Raw genomic sequence first — 17,902 nt, 5'->3', positions numbered from 1 at the left:
TTCACTGCCTGCTTTGTTTTTTGGGGCTTATTATGCCAAAAAATGCGAAAACTGAAATCACTTTTTGATGTTTAAGTTTTCGGTCAGATGTCGTTCGATGCTCTCCAACCGTTCCAGAACCTCATCACGATACGCGTCTGTTTTGACCTCATCCTCGGCATGATGCGCGTCCTGCATTGAATTTACGATCAGACCCACCAATAGGTTCACCACGGCAAAGGTTGTGACCATGATGAAGGGGACGAAGAACAGCCAGGCATAGGGATAAACCTCCATCACCGGGCGGACGATCCCCATAGACCAGCTTTCCAGCGTCATGATCTGAAACAGTGTATAGGCTGACCGGCCAAGATCGCCGAACCAATCCGGGAAGGTTGCCGAGAACAGCTTGGTTGAGATCACTGCCCCGATATAGAACAGAATTGCCATCAGCAGGAACACACTGGCCATTCCCGGCAGGGCCGAGATGAACCCTTCAACCACCCGGCGCAATCTTGGCGCAACGGAAATCACGCGCAATACCCGCAGGATTCGCAGGGCCCGCAGAACGGACAAGCCTCCGGCGCTGGGAACAAGCGCAATGCCGACGATCAGGAAATCGAAATTGTTCCAGCCGTTTGTGAAAAACCTGCGTCCGGTCGCGGTCAGCTTCATGGCGATTTCCGCCACAAAGATCGCAAGGCACAGCTTGTCCAGCATCACGATCAGCGGCCCGGCGGCTTCCATCAGGGTCGGCGATGTCTCCATCCCCAAAAGCACTGCGTTAAAGATGATGACAGCCGTTATGAATTGCCCGAATGCGGGCGCTTCTATGATGTTCAGCAAACGCTGTCTGAAACCCATGGGTCGCTTTCTCCTGTCTGATCAAGATGCGGCGTTCAGGGTAAACCGCGCAGCAAGTTCCGTATGTGACGACCATCGAAACTGGTCAACGACCTGCACCCATTCAAGGGTGTAGCCTGCGTTAACCAGTTTTTTTGCATCGCGCGCGAAGGTGACGGGGTTGCACGACACATAGGCAATCACCGGGCGTCTGGCCTGTGCCAGCTCGGCCACCTGTGCCTCGGCACCGGCGCGGGGCGGGTCCAGAACGATTGCATCAAACGATTTCAGTTCATCCGGCATCAATGGACGGCGGAACAGGTCGCGGGTCTCGGTCGTCACGCGTTTCAGACCTTGCGCCCTGCGCCAGCCCTGATCCAGTGCCTGCACCATGTCTGCTGCACCTTCGACCGCGTGAACCTCGGCTTTTTCTGCCAGAGGCAATGAGAATGTGCCGCTGCCCGCAAACAGGTCAACAATCCGTTTCGCACCCCGTGTTGCCTCGGAAACGGCCTGTAATAGAGCCTGTTCTCCGTCCTTGGTCGCCTGAAGGAAGGCACCGGGCGGCGGCGTGACGGCAGCGGCCCCAAAGCGCTGAACCGGAGCGTGGCGCATGGCGATCACTTCACCATCCCAGCTGAGCCGCGCCAGACCATGTTTTTCGGTTTCCTGCGCGAGTGCCAGTTCCAGCGGCCCATCCAAGGGCTTGCCGCCCTTGACGGCCACATCCATCCCGCCCTCGGACAGGGTGAGCGTGACGGCCAAGACGCCCTTGCGGCTGCCGCCCAGAACCGCCAGCGCCTCGGCCACAGGAATTGCGGCGATCAGGGCCGGGTCGAGCAATAGGCAATCCGGGATTTCGGTGATCGTGTCCGATGCACGTCCATGGAACCCGGCCAATGTGCCTTTCTTGGTCCGCCTGACGGCAATCGTGGCGCGTCGGCGTGAGTGTTCGGGTGATGTGTGTATCGGACGCATCGGCGCCTCAAGCCCCTGCGCGGACAGGGCGTTGCGGACAATGCTCAGTTTCCAGTCGGCGACAAACGCATCAGAGGCGTGTTGCAGCTGGCAGCCGCCGCAAGCTTTGTAATGGCGACACGGGGCCTTTACCCGGTCATCAGACGGTACTTCGACGCGGATGTCGGTCAGCACCTGATCAACAAGGGTGCCGCTGACAACCTCACCCGGAAGGGTGCGCGGAGCGTAAACGGGCCCATCAGCGATGCCGTCGCCCTGATGGCCGAGCCGGGTGATTGTGTATTTCTGCGTCATGAGAGGCCTGATATCCGGGCTTTGGGTGCTACAAAACCCTTATTCGGCAGCTTCCGCCTGAATGAAACCACCAGATTGCCGATGCCAGAACCGGGCATAAAGCCCCCCCTGATCCAAAAGATCCTCGTGAGTTCCGGTTTCCACGATTTGCCCCTGATCCAGAACGATGATCCGGTCCATCTCGCTGAGTGTCGATAATCTGTGGGCGATGGCCAGAACGGTTTTTCCCTGCATCACCCGATGAAGCGCCGACTGAATCGACGCCTCGACCTCGGAATCAAGGGCCGAGGTTGCTTCGTCCAGAACCAGAATGGGCGCATCCTTGAGAATGGCGCGAGCCAGGGCGATCCGTTGCCTTTGGCCGCCGCTGAGCTTTACGCCGCGCTCGCCCAAATGAGCGTCATAGCCGGTGCGGCCCTGGGCGTCCTTGAGGCTCAGGATGAAGTCATGCGCTTCGGCCTTGATTGCTGCTTCGATCAACTCGGCCTCGGACGCGTCCGGGCGACCATAGAGGATGTTTTCGCGGGCGGACCGGTTGAACATCGCCGTTTCCTGCGTGACCATGCCGATCTGGCGGCGCAAACTGTCCTGCGTGACCTGCGACACGTCCTGCCCGTCGATGCAAATAGCACCGTTTTCCCTGTCATAGAGCCGAAGAAGCAGCGAAACGAGCGTTGATTTGCCCGCCCCTGAGGCACCGACAATTCCCAGCTTCTCGCCCGGTTGCACGGTAAGCGTCAGGTCCGTAACACCGCCCACATCCCGGCCGTATGCAAAACTGACATCTTCGAACGTGATGGACCCTTCGGTCACATCAAGATCCTTCGCGCTGCGCGCATCTTCGACCCTGTCCCGTTTGGCCAGCGTCTTCATCCCGTTTTCAATCTCGCCCACATTGGCGTAGAGGCCCATCAGAGTGAAGCTGACCCATCCGGTCATCTGCGAAATCCGGACCGACACCGCACCAGCGGCAACGATGTCACCGGCGGTCGCCGTTCCGAACTGCCATAACCACAGCGTCGCCCCCAGCAGAAGAACAGGCAGAATACCGGCAAGCGCCATCAGGACGAACCGGAAACTGGCCGACAGTTTGCCGAATGCCAGCGATTTTTTCCGCAACTCGACCATTGAATGCCGCGCGGCCTGATCTTCGAAATCCGAGTGTGCAAATAGCTTGACGGTTTTGATGTTGGTGATCGTGTCGACCACCTGCCCGGAAACCATCGCCCGCGCGCCCGCACGTGCGGCCGAGCGCATACGAATACGCGGCAGGTACCAGCGCACAAGCAGGAAATAGACCACCAGCCAGGCCGCAAAAGGCAGCATCACCAAAGGATGAATAGACCCTAACAAAAGCAAAGATCCCACCAGCGACGCCAATGCAAACACTATCGCACTGATCGTTTCGGACACGACCGAGGCCATGGCGTTCGACGTCTGCATCTGTTTCTGAGCAATGCGCCCGGCGAAATCATCGTCGAAATAAGTGACAGACTGGCCCAGCGTCCAGCGGTTCAGCTTGGCCAGCACCAAAGGCGTGATGTTGGGCATCACGATATAGTTGTTGGAAATCGAAGACAGCCCAAACAGGATCGGGCGCAGCAACATGAAAAACACCACCGCCCCAAAGATCATCCACATATTCCCGGCGGTCATGAAGTGCTCGGGCCCGCTGGATGTTGCCACATCGATCACACGCCCCAGAATCCACGCTGTTCCAGCCTCCATCGCGCCAGCCAGCGCCGAAAAGAACGCAGCGACAAACAGCATGGGCCAGGCGCCCGAAAGGCTCCAGCGAATGAACGCCCCCAATGTCTGCGGCGGGGGCGTTTCAGTGGTCCTGAACGGATAGATGAGATCGGCAATCTTCATTCAGCGGCCTCCGGGTTCATGAAGCCGCCAGATTGCCGCGCCCAGAACTGCGCGTAAAGGCCACCCTGTGCCAGAAGATCAGAATGCGCGCCCTCTTCGACGATGCGGCCACCATCCATCACCAGAATGCGGTCCATCTGCGCAATGGTGCTGAGCCGGTGCGCGATGGCAATCACGGTCTTGCCCTGCATCATTCCGTAGAGCGTTTCCTGAATTGACGCTTCGACCTCGGAATCCAGCGCCGATGTCGCCTCGTCCAGCAAAAGGATTGGTGCGTCCTTCAGGATTACGCGGGCCAGCGTTACCCGCTGCCGCTGACCACCGGACAACTTTACGCCCCGCTCACCCACATGCGCGTCATACCCGGTGCGCCCCTGCGGGTCTTGCAGGTCAAGGATGAACGCGTGCGCTTCGGCCTGTTTGGCTGCGGCAATCATCTGCGCCTCGGTCGCATCCGGGCGACCGTAAAGGATGTTGTCACGCACAGACCGGTGCAGCAGCGCACTGTCTTGCTGGACCATGCCGATATGGCTGCGCAGGCTGTCCTGTGTGACACCCGCAATGTTCTGATTATCAATCAGAATGGCACCGCGTTCGACGTCGTAAAACCGCAAAAGCAGCTTTACCAGGGTCGATTTCCCGGCACCCGACCGCCCAATGAGACCGACCTTTTCGCCGGGCTGAATGGTCAGGTTGATGTGGTCAAGCCCACCGGCCTCGCGCCCGTAATGGTGCGAGAGATCGCGAATCCGGATCTCACCCCTGGTCAACCGCAGGGGTTTGGCTTCGCGCGCGTCAAGCAGGTCGATGGGCTGGGCAATGGTCTCCATCCCCTCGGCCACGATACCAAGCTGGCGGAAAAAGCTGGTCAGCGCCCACATGATCCATCCGGTCATGGCGTTCAGGCGCAGGGTCAGTGCGGTTGCTGCCGCGACGACACCAACCGAAGCGGAACCCTGCATCCACAAGGCAATTGCCCAGCCCACGACACCCACGATCAGCACCCCGTTCAGGGTGACCAGAACCGCATCCATGATGGTGAAAATCCGCATCTCGATCTGGAATGTCCGGCGGGTTTCCTCGATCGCTTCGCGGGCATAGTCCAGCTCTTGCGGGCCGTGCGCGAACATCTTGACGGAATGAATGTTTGTATAGCTGTCCACGACGCGGCCCGTAACGGTTGACCGCGCATCGGATGCCGCCTTGGACGCCGGCCCGACACGGTGAACAGTCCAGCGCACCAGCATCGCGTAGAACGCAAACCAGATCAGCAGCGGGATCAGCAGGCGCGCATCCGCCGCATAAAGCAGGATTGCCGCCCCGATCAGGTAGGCCAGTGAAAAGGAAATCGCGTCAAAGACCTGAAAGATCACCTCACCGGCCGCGGGCGGTGTCTGCATGATCCGGTTGGCAATCCGCCCGGCAAAATCATTCTCGAACCAGCCAACCGACTGACGCAGAACGTGCTTATGGGCGCGCCAGCGGATCAGAGTGCCAAAGTTCGGCAGAATCGTGTTGTTCAGGATCAGTACGTCGACCAGATGCAACAAAGGGCGCAGAAACAGGACAAAGGCCGCGATCAACAGCAGCTCGGTCCCGTGGTTCTGCCACACCTCGGTTGGTGTGCCGCCCAACAGGTCAACGACACGACCCATATAATAGATCAACCCAATCTCGACACCGGCGACGAAAATGGAAATCAGCGCAGCCCAGACAAACACCCGATAGAACGGGCGCGAATAGTCCAGCAGAAACGGCCACAGCCGGGTCGGCGGCGCGTCAGCCTCATGATAGGCGACAAAAGGGTCAACAAGGTTTTCGAAATAGCGAAACATGGAGTGTGCTCCGATTGAGCAGAGATAAAGACGTGCGAAGACAGATGGCGCCTGAACACCACCCTTTACGGGGCAAGTGTCCCGGCTTTAGCCGAACCAGATCCCGTAATACATTCGCATTCCTCCATCCATGTGACGGGCGCACCTAACCACAATGGACCAAAGTTGTCATCCCCTTTTGAGACTAAACATTAACTTGCAAGCAAGTCCTCGCGCGACAGCGCAAAACCCGACGCGATCCACCGGCTTTCAAGCTCGGCCAGCTTTTGGCCCAGCGCCGGGCCGGTAAACCCGGGGATCAGGTCTTTGGCTTGTATCGGGAAACGCGCGGCTGCGCCTGCGTGCAGGTCCTGTCTGAAGCTTTCGGACCAGGGCTGTTCGAAAAACGCGCACCGCAAAAGGGTTTTGTTCAACCCGCCTTCGTCACCATACCGATAGCCCAGTTCAGCCACGCTGGTGGTTGACTGCGCTTCGGTCCGCATTCCGGTCAGGCGTTGCAGTTGCGAACGGCTCAAGCGCAGGGTTGCGGCGTCATCGGGCGTCGCGATGGCCGCCAGACGGCGCAGGGGGTTCGACTCGGCACCTGCCGCATGTTCCAAAGCGACCAGAGGTGCCAGTGACCGGTCATCCGCGCCTGGCAGCAATTGCGCCAATACGCCTGTGCTGCGCATCGTCGCAATGGCCGGGGCCGGATCAGGCGCGCCCAGCAGTTTCAGCAGTTCCGCCCCGACGCGTTCCCGCGACAACAAGGCCAGCCCTTCCAAATTGGCTCCAATGGCAGCCAGCGCGTCCGGGTCGAAACCGGCATCCGGGTCGCCATACCATGCGTGAAACCGGAAATAGCGCAGTGACCGCAGATAGTCTTCGCGAATGCGGTCCTCGGCCTCGCCGATGAACCGCACGCGCCGGGCCTGAAGGTCGGGAAGCCCGCCAAGCGGGTCTAACACGGTGCCATCTGGCAGCGCATAAAGCGCATTCATGGTAAAGTCGCGCCGCGCGGCATCTTCTTCGACGTGATCGGAAAAGGCGATAACGGCGCGGCGTCCGTCAGTTTCGACGTCACGCCGGAAAGTGGTGATCTCGTGCGGGATACCGGCGCTGACCACTGTAATCGTGCCATGGTCGATACCGGTAGGGATGGCCTTGAGGCCCGCAGCCTGCGCCATATCGACAACCTGTTCAGGCCGGGCGTCAGTGGCAATGTCGATATCCGACACCGGCGCGCCCAGCAGCGCATTGCGCACGCATCCGCCCACAAAAAGCGCCTGCGCCCCGGATGAGGTCAGGGCGGCGCATACCTTTTGGGTCGCCGGTTCGCTGACCCAAAGTTCCTCAATCTGCATCATTCATTCACCCGTGCTGCAAGCCCGCGCAATATGCGGGCCGTCGCGCCCCATATGTAATAAGGGCCGTACGGAACTGTGTAATATCTGCGTTTTTGGCCGCGCCAGAGGCGCGATTCAACCAGATAATTCTTGGGATTCAAAAGATGCGCAAGGGGGGTCGAAAAGACTTCGTCGACTTCGCCGGGTTCCGGAACAGGTTGAAATCCCTTTCGAAGAACGGCCACCACGGGTGTGACCGTGAAAGAGGTGACTGTTTCATGCGTTGGCAGGTAACCAAGGATTTCGGGAAGGTCCGCGGGCAGGCCGATCTCTTCCTGTGCTTCGCGCAGGGCCGTTGCCGTGACATCCGCATCCCCTTCATCCTGTTTGCCGCCTGGAAACGCGATCTGACCCGGATGGTGTTTGAGGGCCGAGGACCGTTTCGTCAGGATCACCCGAGGGGTGTCATCTGCAAGCGAGATTGCGACAAGAACCCCCGCCGGGCGCAGGCGACGCCCGGGCGGCAGGGCGGTTTCCGGGTTCAGGTCAAAGTCGCTGGACCCGTGACCGGGACGGCGCAGCGCCGCCCGGATCTGTTCAATCGGGTCAAGCACCCTTGCGGTCTTCGGCTTCAAAGCCAACCGTTGACGGATCAAGCACATAATGTGCGCCGCAGAACTGGCAATCTGCGGTGACCTGACCTTCGGGCGTCGTCATCTTTTCGAGGTCCTTTGCCGAATAGATCGACAAGCTCTGCCGCACCCGGTCTTCGGAGCAGGTGCAACCAAACTGCACGGACTGCGCATCATAGACCCGTGGTTGTTCTTCGTGGAACAGCCGGACCAGCAAATCAGTCGGCGCAATCGAGGGACCAATCAGCTCAAGATCCTCGACCGTGTCCAGCAGGATATTGACCCGACCCCAGTTCTCGCCCTCTTCACCGTCGACCAGATCGCTGGCAGTCAGAATCTCGCCACTGCCTTCACCCGAGGCGGCAAATGGCGAGGCTTTAGGCATATGCTGCAACATGATGCCGCCGGCACGCCAGTGTTCATCCACGCCGGGCTCGGTCGATTTGCCAAAGCTCAGCGAGAACCGGGTTGGCAGCTGCTCAGACTGTGCAAAATAGGCCTCGGCGCAGGCGCTGAGAGAGGCCCCGGTCAGCGGCGTGATGCCCTGATATGGCTGTGTGCCTTCGCCCTGATCTATCATGATGGCAAAATAGCCCTCGCCCACCTGATCGAAGGGTGTCGCATCTGTCAGCCGGTCACGGTCAAAGCTGGCATAGGCCCGGATCTGCGCCGGCTGGCCTTCGGCCTTGGGTGCGTAATAGTCGGTCGCAATCATGCGCACAGGCCCCTTGGATTGCACCTGCAACGACAGTTTCCAGCGCAGCGCAACCGTCTGCCCGATCAATGCGGTCAGCAGGGCCATCTCGGCCACCAGCGCCTCGACCTGTTCGGGGTAGTCATGCTGCTTGAGGATGCCATCCAGCACACCATCCAGACGAGCCACACGGCCACGCATATCCGATACATCGAGTTGAAAGGGCAGGACGGTATCGTCCCACGCGATTTTCGTTCCAAGAGACATGGGGTTTCCTTACGCGCCACAGGTTGGCATACCGGCACCATATAGGTCGAACAGATTAGGTTGTAAGGGGCCATACATGATCAGGCGGTTCGGTGAAACCCCAGAGCCGGGGCGGAAATACACGCGACGGGTCGGTGTGTACGCACTTTTGCCCCGCAGAAGTCACCTTTTGCTGACCTGCCAGACAGAACCCGGACCCGACCTGCAATTGCCCGGTGGGGGTATTGATCCGGGCGAATCACCCGTTACCGCCCTGCATCGCGAAGTCTTTGAAGAAACCGGGTGGCTTATTGCGGCGCCCCGGCGGATTGGTGCCTTTCGGCGCTTCACCTATATGCCGGAATATGACCTGTGGGCCGAGAAGGTCTGCCTGATCTATCGCGCCCGCCCCGTGCGACGCATAGGTCCGCCGACCGAGGCGTTTCACGAAGCGCTGTGGATGGAAACCGCCGACGCCGTCAGTTTACTGGGAAATGGCGGTGACCGGCACTTTGCCGAAATACACCTCGGCTCGCTTTAAGGTCCGTTATATTCAAAAAAGACGGCCGAGACATCATCCCCGATACCGTCTTTGGGTGACATCACTTGCGTCAAACGCCAGAACATATCGTCCAGAAACTCTGACCCGCCCCTTTCCGACATGCTCTGTTGTGCCATGTGACCCAAACCTTCTTCTTCCAGCAAACCGCCGCCAGCCAGTTGGCATTCGGTAAACCCGTCCGAGTACAACAGCAGCTTGTCGCCGGGCTGCATCTGCGTCTCGATTTGTTGAAAGCGCGCATCTTCGATCAATCCTATGGGCAAGCCTCCGTCACCAAGAAACTCGGCGCGGCCACCCTGCCGCAGCAGCAGGGGGTGCGGATGCCCGGCCTGCACCATTTTCAGATGCCCGTTGCGTAGGTCGACGATGGCGTAGATCATCGTAAAATACTCTTCGATACCTTCATCGGCCATCAGCCGGGAATTGAGCGTTTCAGCCACATGTTTCGGTGGCAGAAGTGCGTAAAACTTGTCGAACCTCCGCTCCATTGCGACGTTCTGATCGAAATGCTTGCTGGACAGATACCCCCCCAATCGCGCCGTCATCATGGCCGAGGTGATGCCATGCCCGGATACGTCGATGCTGTAGAACCCAAGCCGGTTCACCCCGGGCGAGAACATCCCCACCAGATCACCGCCGATATGACCACAAGGTTTCAGCAACAGACTGACCCGCGATTTGCCGAATGTCCGGGTCAGTTCGGGAACCAGCGATTCCTGAATTTTCCGCGCCTGCATCAGGTCCTTGTCGATCGCGTCATGCGCCAGCCTGAGTTCCTCGAGTGCGGATTCGATCAGGCGGTTCTTCTGTGAGAGCTCGCGCTGCATGTCCAGAATGCGCGCACCAGCTGAAATCCGGGCGCGCAATTCGTCCGCCTCAAGCGGTTTGATCAGAAAATCGTCGGCCCCGGCATCCAGGCCGCGCGCGACCTCCTGCTTTTCGCTTTTGGATGTCAGAAGGATGAAATAGCTGTATTGATCCGTTTCCAAAGCCCGAAAGGCACAGCAGAATTCAAGCCCGCTCATCCCCGGCATGACCCAGTCGCTCAGCACAAGATCGGGCGGATTATCGACGCAAAGCGCCAAAGCGGCATGGCCTGTATCGGCCTCGATCACCTCGAACCCCCATTTCCTGAGCGAGGCCACCAGAATGCGCCGTTGCAGGCGGCTGTCATCCACGACCAGCACCGTGCGGATCGCGCCGAAATCCAGATCAGGTCTGGTTTCCTCAAGACTCGCCCCCGGCACCATTTACCCTCTGCTCTGATGAGTTTCGTCACATTTGACGACCCTATCGCCGACAGATTTAACATCCGGTGAAGAGCGGCAATTGCCGAAGAGTGGCCCCGTTAACCTGCTTTTTACCGGGCGCGTCTATTCAGAACCATGACCATTCATTAGCTGGTGAATATCATGATCCACTGGGCCAGAGTCAGGCAGTTGCGGGATGAAGTCGGCCCCGAAGAATTCGACGAGGTGGTCGAGATATTTCTGGAAGAAGTGCAGGACGTGATCACCCGCCTGCGCCGCGACACCAACCGGGCCGAGCTGGAGCAGAACCTGCATTTCCTGAAAGGCAGCGCATTGAGCCTGGGGTTCGATCAATTCTCGAAACTCTGCCAGGATGGGGAACGGCAGGCCGCAGCAGGGCAAGGGGCCGAGGTTGATCTGCCAACGCTTTTGGCCGCTTTCGACAGCTCGAAAACCATGTTTGAAGCCGAGCTGAATGAGAACCTGAACTAGATCACGAACTGTGCCAGCGTCTCGTCCTCGGTGATGTCGGTATAGGTGAACCCGGCGTCGTCCAGATGGGCAAACAGGCGCATGAAGTTTTCGGGCTTGCGGGTTTCGATCCCGATCAGAACCGAGCCGAAATTGCGCGCCGATTTCTTCATGTATTCGAACCGCGCGATATCATCCTCGGGGCCGAGAATATTCAGGAATTCCTTCAGGGCGCCGGGTCGCTGCGGCAGGCGCAGGATGAAGTACTTTTTCACACCGGAATACCGCTGCGCACGTTCCTTGACCTCGGGCAGGCGTTCGAAATCGAAATTGCCGCCGGATGTCAGGCAGACCACGGTCTTTCCACGAACAAAGCTTTGGATATCGCCGACTGCCTCGATCGCCAGCGCCCCCGCAGGTTCCAGCACGATGCCTTCGACATTCAGCATCTCGATCATGGTGGTGCAGATACGGTCCTCGGACAGGACCAGAACGTCCGACAGGTGACGTGATTTCAACAACTCGAACGGCTTTTCACCGATCCGCCCGACTGCCGCGCCATCGACAAAGGTATCCACATGGTCCAGCGAAACAGGATGCCCCGCGGCCAGAGCTGCGCGCAGACAGGCCCCTCCGGCCGGCTCGACGAACAGGCAATGGGTGCGGTCCCCGAACCATGTGGCCACGCCGGCGGACATGCCGCCGCCACCCACGGGAAGCACAACGTGATCGGGCGCACCGCCCATCTGCCTTTCGATTTCAACCGCCAGCGAGGCTTGCCCTTCGATCACATCAGCATCGTCAAAAGGCGACAGGAAATACCCGCCCTGCTGTACACACCACGCCTGAGCGGCAGCGAGCGTGTCATCGAAATAGTCACCGATCAAATGAATCTCGACGTTATCCCCGCCAAAGATCCGCGTTTTCTGGATCTTCTGCTGAGGCGTCGTGACCGGCATGAAGATTACGCCTTTGACCCCCATATGCTGGCACATATAGGCCACGCCCTGCGCGTGATTGCCCGCGCTGGCACAGACGAACAGGTCTTGCCCCTTTTGCTTGCGCATTGCGTTGAACGCACCGCGAATCTTGTAGGAGCGCACCGGGCTGAGGTCTTCGCGCTTGAGCCAGATATCCGCCCCATAACGGTCGGACAGGTGGGCATTGCGCTGCAACGGAGTTGCCGGGAAGACAGAGCGCATCGCCTTTTCGGCGGCGCGGGCGCGGGTCATGAAGTCGGTCATGCCCGCTTCCCTGCCCCATCAGCGTGATAAGGGCAAGGAATACATATGTGTACGTCGGTTAGGAGAGTTGGCGTTTTTCGATAAAGACGCCGTACATCGTGGTCCATACACTTACATGCACAAGCGAAAAAAACAGATGAAATACTACATCAGCGGCCAAAGAAAGCATCGGAAGAACACTTGCGACCACACCGATGATAACTTCAGTAAGAAAAATGCCAGTCAATTGTACAATAGCAAGAAAAAGCAATGACCCGGCTTTACCTTTGGTAAAATAGTATGCGTTCTTTATACTCATAGTCTGACCAATGGCGGTTGCCGGAAAGGTTATCCCCAAGCGAAAGACAACGAAAAAGGAAATAAAGAACGAAACAAGCGGCGGTAGGTTCAAAAATCCGCGCGGAAGTAAAGATGCGCTCGTCAAGAAAACCAATACCAGCAGGCAAACGAAACTGATCAAAAAAGACACGACAAAAGCAACGGCTAAAACTTTTACGCCCTGTTTCAGATATTGACCTAAATACATGGCGTGCAAAGGCGGAATCCAACCATATGGATACTCTTCCAGCAGCACAAATCTATGCCAAACCACAAAAACCCAGAGAATAACAAAAAGATTTCCTACAACGACTAGGGCAAACCCGGCTTGCGCAGCACTACTCATCGATTCAAACCACGCGAACCAAGACTGATTTGTAGAACCAGTCGCTTGCGAACCATGAAAGATGTATGTGAGCACTGCAATCAGTGTGGAAGGTATTAACCCAATCCGAAGGGCTTGGCGCCAGTTCTGAAAAACCATCCGCACCGAATGCACAAAAATCTGCCAACCCAACATCCTGAAACTGCCCCCTCAACCAATCATTGTTTTCTTTGCGCCGGTTTCACCTTAATTCCTGCCCTGCGTCAATCCTCACAACTTGCCCCCGCGTGTAAAACCCGCTAGGGGCCAATCGTCTTACGCATAAGGGGAAGTCAGATGTCCGCGCCCAAGAAAGTTGTTCTGGCCTATTCCGGTGGCCTTGATACCTCGATCATTCTGAAATGGCTGCAGACCGAGTATGGTTGTGAGGTCGTGACCTTCACTGCCGATCTGGGTCAGGGCGAAGAGCTGGAGCCTGCGCGCCAAAAGGCCGAGCTGCTGGGGATTAAGCCCGAAAATATCTATATCGAAGACATCCGCGAGGAATTTGTCCGCGATTTCGTCTTCCCGATGTTCCGCGCCAACGCGCAGTACGAAGGTCTGTACCTGCTGGGCACGTCTATCGCGCGGCCACTGATCTCGAAACGCTTGATTGAAATCGCCGAGGAAACCGGTGCCGATGCCGTCGCCCACGGCGCGACCGGCAAGGGCAACGATCAGGTGCGGTTCGAACTGGCGGCCTATGCGCTGAACCCCGATATCAAGGTGATCGCCCCCTGGCGCGAGTGGGATTTGACCAGCCGTACCAAGCTGCTTGAATTCGCCGAGCAGAACCAGATTCCGATTGCCAAGGACAAGCGTGGTGAGGCGCCGTTCTCGGTTGATGCCAACCTGCTGCATACCTCGTCCGAGGGCAAGGTTCTGGAAGACCCCGCCGATATGGCGCCCGACTATGTCTATCAGCGCACCGTCCACCCCGAGGACGCCCCGAATGAGCCTGAGTTCATCGAGATCGGCTTTGAAAAAGGCGACGCGGTCAGCATCAATGGTGAGGCGATGAGCCCGGCCACGATCCTGACCAAGCTGAACGAATATGGCGGCAAGCACGGTATTGGCCGTCTGGACCTGGTCGAAGGCCGGTTCGTGGGCATGAAGTCGCGCGGTATCTATGAGACACCCGGTGGCACCATCCTGCTGGAAGCGCATCGTGGCATTGAATCCATCACCATGGACCGCGGCGCGATGCACCTGAAAGACCAGCTGATGCCACAATATGCGGAACTCATCTATAACGGTTTCTGGTACAGCCCCGAGCGCGAGATGCTGCAAGCCGCCATCGACAGATCGCAAGAGCATGTCACCGGCACCGTTCGTGTGAAACTGTACAAAGGTCTGGCCTCGACCGTGGGCCGCTGGTCGGATCATTCGCTGTACTCTGAGGCACATGTGACCTTCGAAGAGGATGCAGGTGCGTACGATCAGAAAGATGCGGCAGGCTTTATCCAGCTGAATGCGCTGCGTCTGAAACTGCTGGCTGCGCGCAACAAGCGCCTGTCCAAGTGATCGACGACGACGATACTGACGACGAGCTCGATATGTTCATCGAGGCGCAGGACACGGTTTGGGCCGATGTCCTGCGCGAACTTGAACAGGGGCAGAAAACCAGCCACTGGATGTGGTTCGTGTTTCCGCAACTGGCCGAGCTGGGCCAGTCCCATATGGCGCAGCTTTACGGCATTGAAGATCTGGAGGAGGCGACACGCTATCTGAGCCACCCGGAACTGCGCGACCGGCTTAGGCAGACGGCCTCGTTGATGTTGCTGCACACAGGGCGCGATGCCCGCGACATTCTGGGCGGAATTGACGCGAAAAAGCTGCGATCTTCGATGACATTGTTTTCGTCTGTGGCAGATGCTCCGCCCGAGTTTCGTGCTGTTCTGGATGCCTTTTATGGCGGCAAGCCTTGTGACCGGACGGTTCAGATCCTCGGCGCATCGTGATCAGAAGTTCCAGTTGGGTCAGCCTTGCCTGTTCGACACCTGACGCATTACGCATTCGGAAACCGTGAAAGGACCCCGAATGCTTCAGGACATCGCCGATGGAATTCAAAAAGGGCTGAGCGGCAAAAGCTTTGATGGCTCGCTCAAATTCGATTGCGGCGCGGATGGTGTGATTGTTCTGGCAGAAAACCAGGCAACGACGCAGGATCGGGACACGGATTGCACAATCCGTATTTCGCAGGAGAACCTGACCAAGCTGTTGACCGGAAAGCTGAACCCGATGACCGGCGTTGCTTTGGGCAAGCTCAAGATCTCGGGCAATATGGGTGTTGCGATGAAGCTGGGGCAACTGCTGGGCTGAATTTGCCGTAAAGCTGGCTTTTGGTCCGAGGCCAGCCAGACTGGCGGTTCCACCAGTGGTGTGCCGCGGGTCCGCATTGGGATACCTGTCGCGCAGGATCCGTCGCAAATGAGCGGAGGTTTCACCCGCCCTTCAAGTGGGCCGTCTACACGTGATCGCAGACGATAAACTCGTCTCACCAGCGCGTGACATTGCATGACAGGCAATTGCAAGGGGGTCGAACCCGCGTCAATCTCATCTTAAAAGGAGACCTGACATGATGCGGACTGCTTATTTTGAAACCGTCAGACCAACCCTTCTGTTTACACTGATTGCATTGGCCGCACTGTTGCGCGCACTGCCTGCCCCGGCCGCGGGAACCGAAACGCTGACGGTGGCTGGCGGGTGTTTCTGGTGCGTGGAATCCGATTTCGAATCCGTGCCCGGCGTAATCGGGGCGGTGTCGGGGTACACCGGCGGCACATCTGCGGACCCGACATATGATCAGGTTTCAAAAGGGGGAACCGGCCATTACGAGGCGGTTCAGATCACGTTCGATCCGGCGCGGGTCTCTCGCGCATCGTTGCTGAGCATGTTTTTCCGCTCGGTTGACCCGACAGACGCAGGTGGCCAGTTCTGCGACCGGGGCGAAAGCTATCGAACTGCGATATTTGTCTCTAACAAAGGCGAAAAGGTGTTGGCAGAGCAAGCCAAAGCAGACGCGCAGCAAGCGCTGGGGCAGACCATTGTCACCCCGGTTCTAAGCGCAGGACCCTTTTACCCCGCCGAGGCGTATCATCAGGATTATTACAAAGGCAACAAACTGGTCCTTACCCGTTTTGGACCAAAGCGCCAGCACAACGCCTACAAAGCGTATCGCAAAGCCTGTGGTCGTGACGCGCGCGTCAAGCAGCTTTGGGGCGGTGATGCGCCATTTGCAGGGTCCTAGTCAAAGGATGCGTCACGCACTTCTTTCAGATCGGGAATGACATCCGCCGTTCCGTGCCGCATGACCATCAGGGCTGCGGCGCGGTTTGCCTGCAATATGGCCTGTTCCATTGGCATTCCGCGATCCATGCCTGCCAGCACGTAGCCGGTGAAGGTGTCGCCTGCCCCTGTGGTATCCACCGCCCGTACCTTATGCGCGGGAAACTCGACCGGATCGTTGCCCTGCTGCAAGTACCTCGCGCCTTTTGAGCCGAGGGTAACGATGACATGCCGAACGGGCAGATCAGCGATGCTCAGACCGGTTTCCTGACGCAGTTGCTCGGCCTCCACCTCATTCAGGATCAGAAAATCCAGATAGGGCAGAACGCCCTGCACAGCCTGTGCCTGAAACGGGGCTGCGGCATAACAGACGGTCAAGCCAAGCTTGCGCCCCAGCTGCGCCGCTTCGACCTGGGCATTGGTTTCATTCTGCAAGATCAGCAGATCACCGGTGTTTGCCGAGGCCAGCGCCTGCCCCAGATGGGCGGCTTCCAATGCGTGATTGGCCCCGGGATACAGAATAATCAGGTTCTCACCCTCGGCATCCACCGCAATGATGGCGTGGCCTGTGGGAACATCCACCTCAGAAATATGGCGCGTATCCACACCATATTCTGTCAGTCGATCCTTGGCCCAGCGCCCATCGGGCCCCACGGCACCAATGTGGCTGACGCGCGATCCCGCACGCGCAGCGGCCACCGACATGTTGGCCCCCTTGCCGCCCAGGAACCGATCCAGCCCGCGGGCGGCCAGAGTTTCCCCCGGCGCAGGCAAATGCGGCAGGTCATAGACCATATCCGCGTTGATCGAGCCGAGATTCCAGATCGTCATGATTTATCCGATGTCGCAAGAGGCCAGAATGGCCATGTTCAGAATATCGTTCGCAGTCGAGACGGTCGAGCAGATCTGGATCGGCTTGTCGATGCCTGACAGGATCGGGCCGATCACGGTCGCTCCGCCCATTTCCTGCATCAGCTTGGTCGAGATTGATGCCGAATGCCGGGCCGGAACGATCAGGATATTCGCCGGACCGGTCAGGCGCGAGAACGGATAGGCCGCTTGCTGTTCGATGTTCAGGGCGACGTCCACCGTCATTTCACCCTCGTATTCAAAGTCAACGCCGCGCCGATCCAGAACAGCCGGGGCACGGTGCATCTTTTCAGCACGTTCTGACACCGGATAGCCAAAGGTTGAGAAGCTGACAAAAGCCACGCGCGGCTCCAGCCCCATATGCCGGGCAACTGCGGCCGAACGCTCGGCAATATTCGCCAGATCGTTTTCGTCGGGCCATTCATGTACCAAAGTGTCGCCAATCAGGACAATCCGGCCTTTATGCAGCAAAGCTGTCACACCGGCAGCACCGTTGGCGGCATCGGCATCAAACACATGGTTGATCCGGTCGAGCACATGCGCGGACTTGCGGGTGGCGCCAGTGACCAGACCATCACCATGCCCATGGGCCAGCATCAGCGAGGAAAACACATGGCGGTCCCGTGCAGCCAAACGGTGAATGTCTTTGCGGTCAAACCCCTTACGCTGCAGGCGCTGATACAGGAAGCTCGAATAGGTTTCGAGATGCGTGGTATTGGCCGCATTCACGACCTCGATTTCACGCACAGCGTCGCCCAGGCCCGTGGCTTCCAGTTTGGTCTTAACATCGTCTGGCCGACCCACCACAAGCGCCTTGCCGAAGCCCGAGCGCTGATA

General features: G+C 58.3%; 18 protein-coding genes. 6 read left to right on the top strand and 12 right to left on the bottom strand.

Annotated elements, in window-relative coordinates; translation table 11 throughout:
• Positions 1 to 57: 57 nt before the first annotated feature.
• The 7 genes from AC2FND_RS01955 to hslO all read right to left on the bottom strand — a co-directional run bounded on the left by AC2FND_RS01955 (position 58) and on the right by hslO (position 8,719).
• Positions 58 to 843 carry an ion transporter gene (locus tag AC2FND_RS01955; RefSeq protein WP_480482493.1) on the bottom strand — a complete coding sequence of 262 codons (786 nt, stop codon included), beginning with the start codon at positions 841 to 843 and terminating at the stop codon, positions 58 to 60.
• A gap of 21 nt (positions 844 to 864) precedes the next feature.
• Positions 865 to 2,094: a class I SAM-dependent RNA methyltransferase gene (locus AC2FND_RS01950; RefSeq protein ID WP_496767585.1), complete on the bottom strand. Its 1,230-nt coding sequence runs from the start codon at positions 2,092 to 2,094 to the stop codon at positions 865 to 867.
• A gap of 39 nt (positions 2,095 to 2,133) precedes the next feature.
• The gene (locus AC2FND_RS01945) at positions 2,134 to 3,966 is read right to left on the bottom strand and encodes an ABC transporter ATP-binding protein (RefSeq protein ID WP_209598978.1); all 1,833 of its coding nucleotides are present in this window, start codon (positions 3,964 to 3,966) and stop codon (positions 2,134 to 2,136) included.
• Entirely contained in the window at positions 3,963 to 5,801 is a 1,839-nt protein-coding gene (locus tag AC2FND_RS01940) for an ABC transporter ATP-binding protein (protein WP_496767584.1), read from the bottom strand. Before AC2FND_RS01940 ends, AC2FND_RS01945 begins: the two co-directional genes overlap by 4 nt.
• A gap of 191 nt (positions 5,802 to 5,992) precedes the next feature.
• On the bottom strand, positions 5,993 to 7,147 hold the full coding sequence (locus tag AC2FND_RS01935) for a CCA tRNA nucleotidyltransferase (protein ID WP_496767583.1): 1,155 nt from the start codon (positions 7,145 to 7,147) through the stop codon (positions 5,993 to 5,995).
• Positions 7,144 to 7,740, bottom strand: a complete 597-nt coding sequence (locus tag AC2FND_RS01930; protein WP_496767582.1) for a CoA pyrophosphatase — start codon at positions 7,738 to 7,740, stop codon at positions 7,144 to 7,146. The genes AC2FND_RS01935 and AC2FND_RS01930 overlap by 4 nt, the downstream gene beginning before the upstream one ends.
• Positions 7,733 to 8,719: an Hsp33 family molecular chaperone HslO gene (hslO, locus tag AC2FND_RS01925; RefSeq protein WP_209598982.1), complete on the bottom strand. Its 987-nt coding sequence runs from the start codon at positions 8,717 to 8,719 to the stop codon at positions 7,733 to 7,735. Before hslO ends, AC2FND_RS01930 begins: the two co-directional genes overlap by 8 nt.
• Before the next feature lie 76 nt (positions 8,720 to 8,795).
• On the opposite strand from hslO, the gene AC2FND_RS01920 reads away from it, so the two are divergent.
• On the top strand, positions 8,796 to 9,239 hold the full coding sequence (locus tag AC2FND_RS01920) for an NUDIX hydrolase (protein ID WP_496767581.1): 444 nt from the start codon (positions 8,796 to 8,798) through the stop codon (positions 9,237 to 9,239).
• On the opposite strand, the gene AC2FND_RS01915 is transcribed toward AC2FND_RS01920, so the two are convergent.
• The gene (locus tag AC2FND_RS01915; RefSeq protein WP_496767580.1) at positions 9,236 to 10,510 is read right to left on the bottom strand and encodes a PP2C family protein-serine/threonine phosphatase; all 1,275 of its coding nucleotides are present in this window, start codon (positions 10,508 to 10,510) and stop codon (positions 9,236 to 9,238) included. The genes AC2FND_RS01920 and AC2FND_RS01915 overlap by 4 nt on opposite strands.
• A 162-nt stretch (positions 10,511 to 10,672) precedes the next feature.
• Here AC2FND_RS01915 and AC2FND_RS01910 point away from each other — a divergent pair, with 162 nt between their 5' ends.
• On the top strand, positions 10,673 to 11,002 hold the full coding sequence (locus AC2FND_RS01910; RefSeq protein ID WP_496767578.1) for an Hpt domain-containing protein: 330 nt from the start codon (positions 10,673 to 10,675) through the stop codon (positions 11,000 to 11,002).
• Here the strand turns inward: AC2FND_RS01910 and ilvA are convergent.
• Both ilvA and AC2FND_RS01900 read right to left on the bottom strand, forming a co-directional pair.
• A complete protein-coding gene (gene ilvA, locus AC2FND_RS01905) occupies positions 10,999 to 12,225 on the bottom strand; it encodes a threonine ammonia-lyase IlvA (protein ID WP_496767577.1) in 1,227 nt (408 codons plus the stop codon). The genes AC2FND_RS01910 and ilvA overlap by 4 nt on opposite strands.
• Before the next feature lie 58 nt (positions 12,226 to 12,283).
• A complete protein-coding gene (locus AC2FND_RS01900; RefSeq protein ID WP_496767576.1) occupies positions 12,284 to 13,063 on the bottom strand; it encodes a hypothetical protein in 780 nt (259 codons plus the stop codon).
• A gap of 141 nt (positions 13,064 to 13,204) precedes the next feature.
• Here AC2FND_RS01900 and AC2FND_RS01895 point away from each other — a divergent pair, with 141 nt between their 5' ends.
• The 4 genes from AC2FND_RS01895 to msrA all read left to right on the top strand — a co-directional run bounded on the left by AC2FND_RS01895 (position 13,205) and on the right by msrA (position 16,157).
• Positions 13,205 to 14,431, top strand: a complete 1,227-nt coding sequence (locus tag AC2FND_RS01895) for an argininosuccinate synthase (RefSeq protein WP_496767574.1) — start codon at positions 13,205 to 13,207, stop codon at positions 14,429 to 14,431.
• Between the two features lie 32 nt (positions 14,432 to 14,463).
• Positions 14,464 to 14,868: a DUF1810 domain-containing protein gene (locus AC2FND_RS01890; protein WP_496767668.1), complete on the top strand. Its 405-nt coding sequence runs from the start codon at positions 14,464 to 14,466 to the stop codon at positions 14,866 to 14,868.
• Positions 14,869 to 14,947: 79 nt separating this feature from the next.
• The gene (locus AC2FND_RS01885; protein ID WP_480913727.1) at positions 14,948 to 15,229 is read left to right on the top strand and encodes an SCP2 sterol-binding domain-containing protein; all 282 of its coding nucleotides are present in this window, start codon (positions 14,948 to 14,950) and stop codon (positions 15,227 to 15,229) included.
• Between the two features lie 256 nt (positions 15,230 to 15,485).
• Positions 15,486 to 16,157 carry a peptide-methionine (S)-S-oxide reductase MsrA gene (gene msrA / locus AC2FND_RS01880; RefSeq protein WP_496767572.1) on the top strand — a complete coding sequence of 224 codons (672 nt, stop codon included), beginning with the start codon at positions 15,486 to 15,488 and terminating at the stop codon, positions 16,155 to 16,157.
• Here the strand turns inward: msrA and AC2FND_RS01875 are convergent.
• Positions 16,154 to 17,026, bottom strand: coding sequence for a ribokinase (locus tag AC2FND_RS01875; protein ID WP_496767570.1), 873 nt, complete (start codon positions 17,024 to 17,026; stop codon positions 16,154 to 16,156). The genes msrA and AC2FND_RS01875 overlap by 4 nt on opposite strands.
• A 3-nt stretch (positions 17,027 to 17,029) precedes the next feature.
• Positions 17,030 to 17,902 (bottom strand): phosphate acyltransferase (locus AC2FND_RS01870; protein ID WP_496767569.1); only part of this gene is annotated, 873 nt, incomplete at its 5' end.

It is taken from the genome of Ruegeria sp. BHSB056 (genome assembly GCF_059613305.1).
Note: the sequence above shows the minus strand (reverse complement) of the source record. Positions and strands in the feature narration are given on the sequence as shown.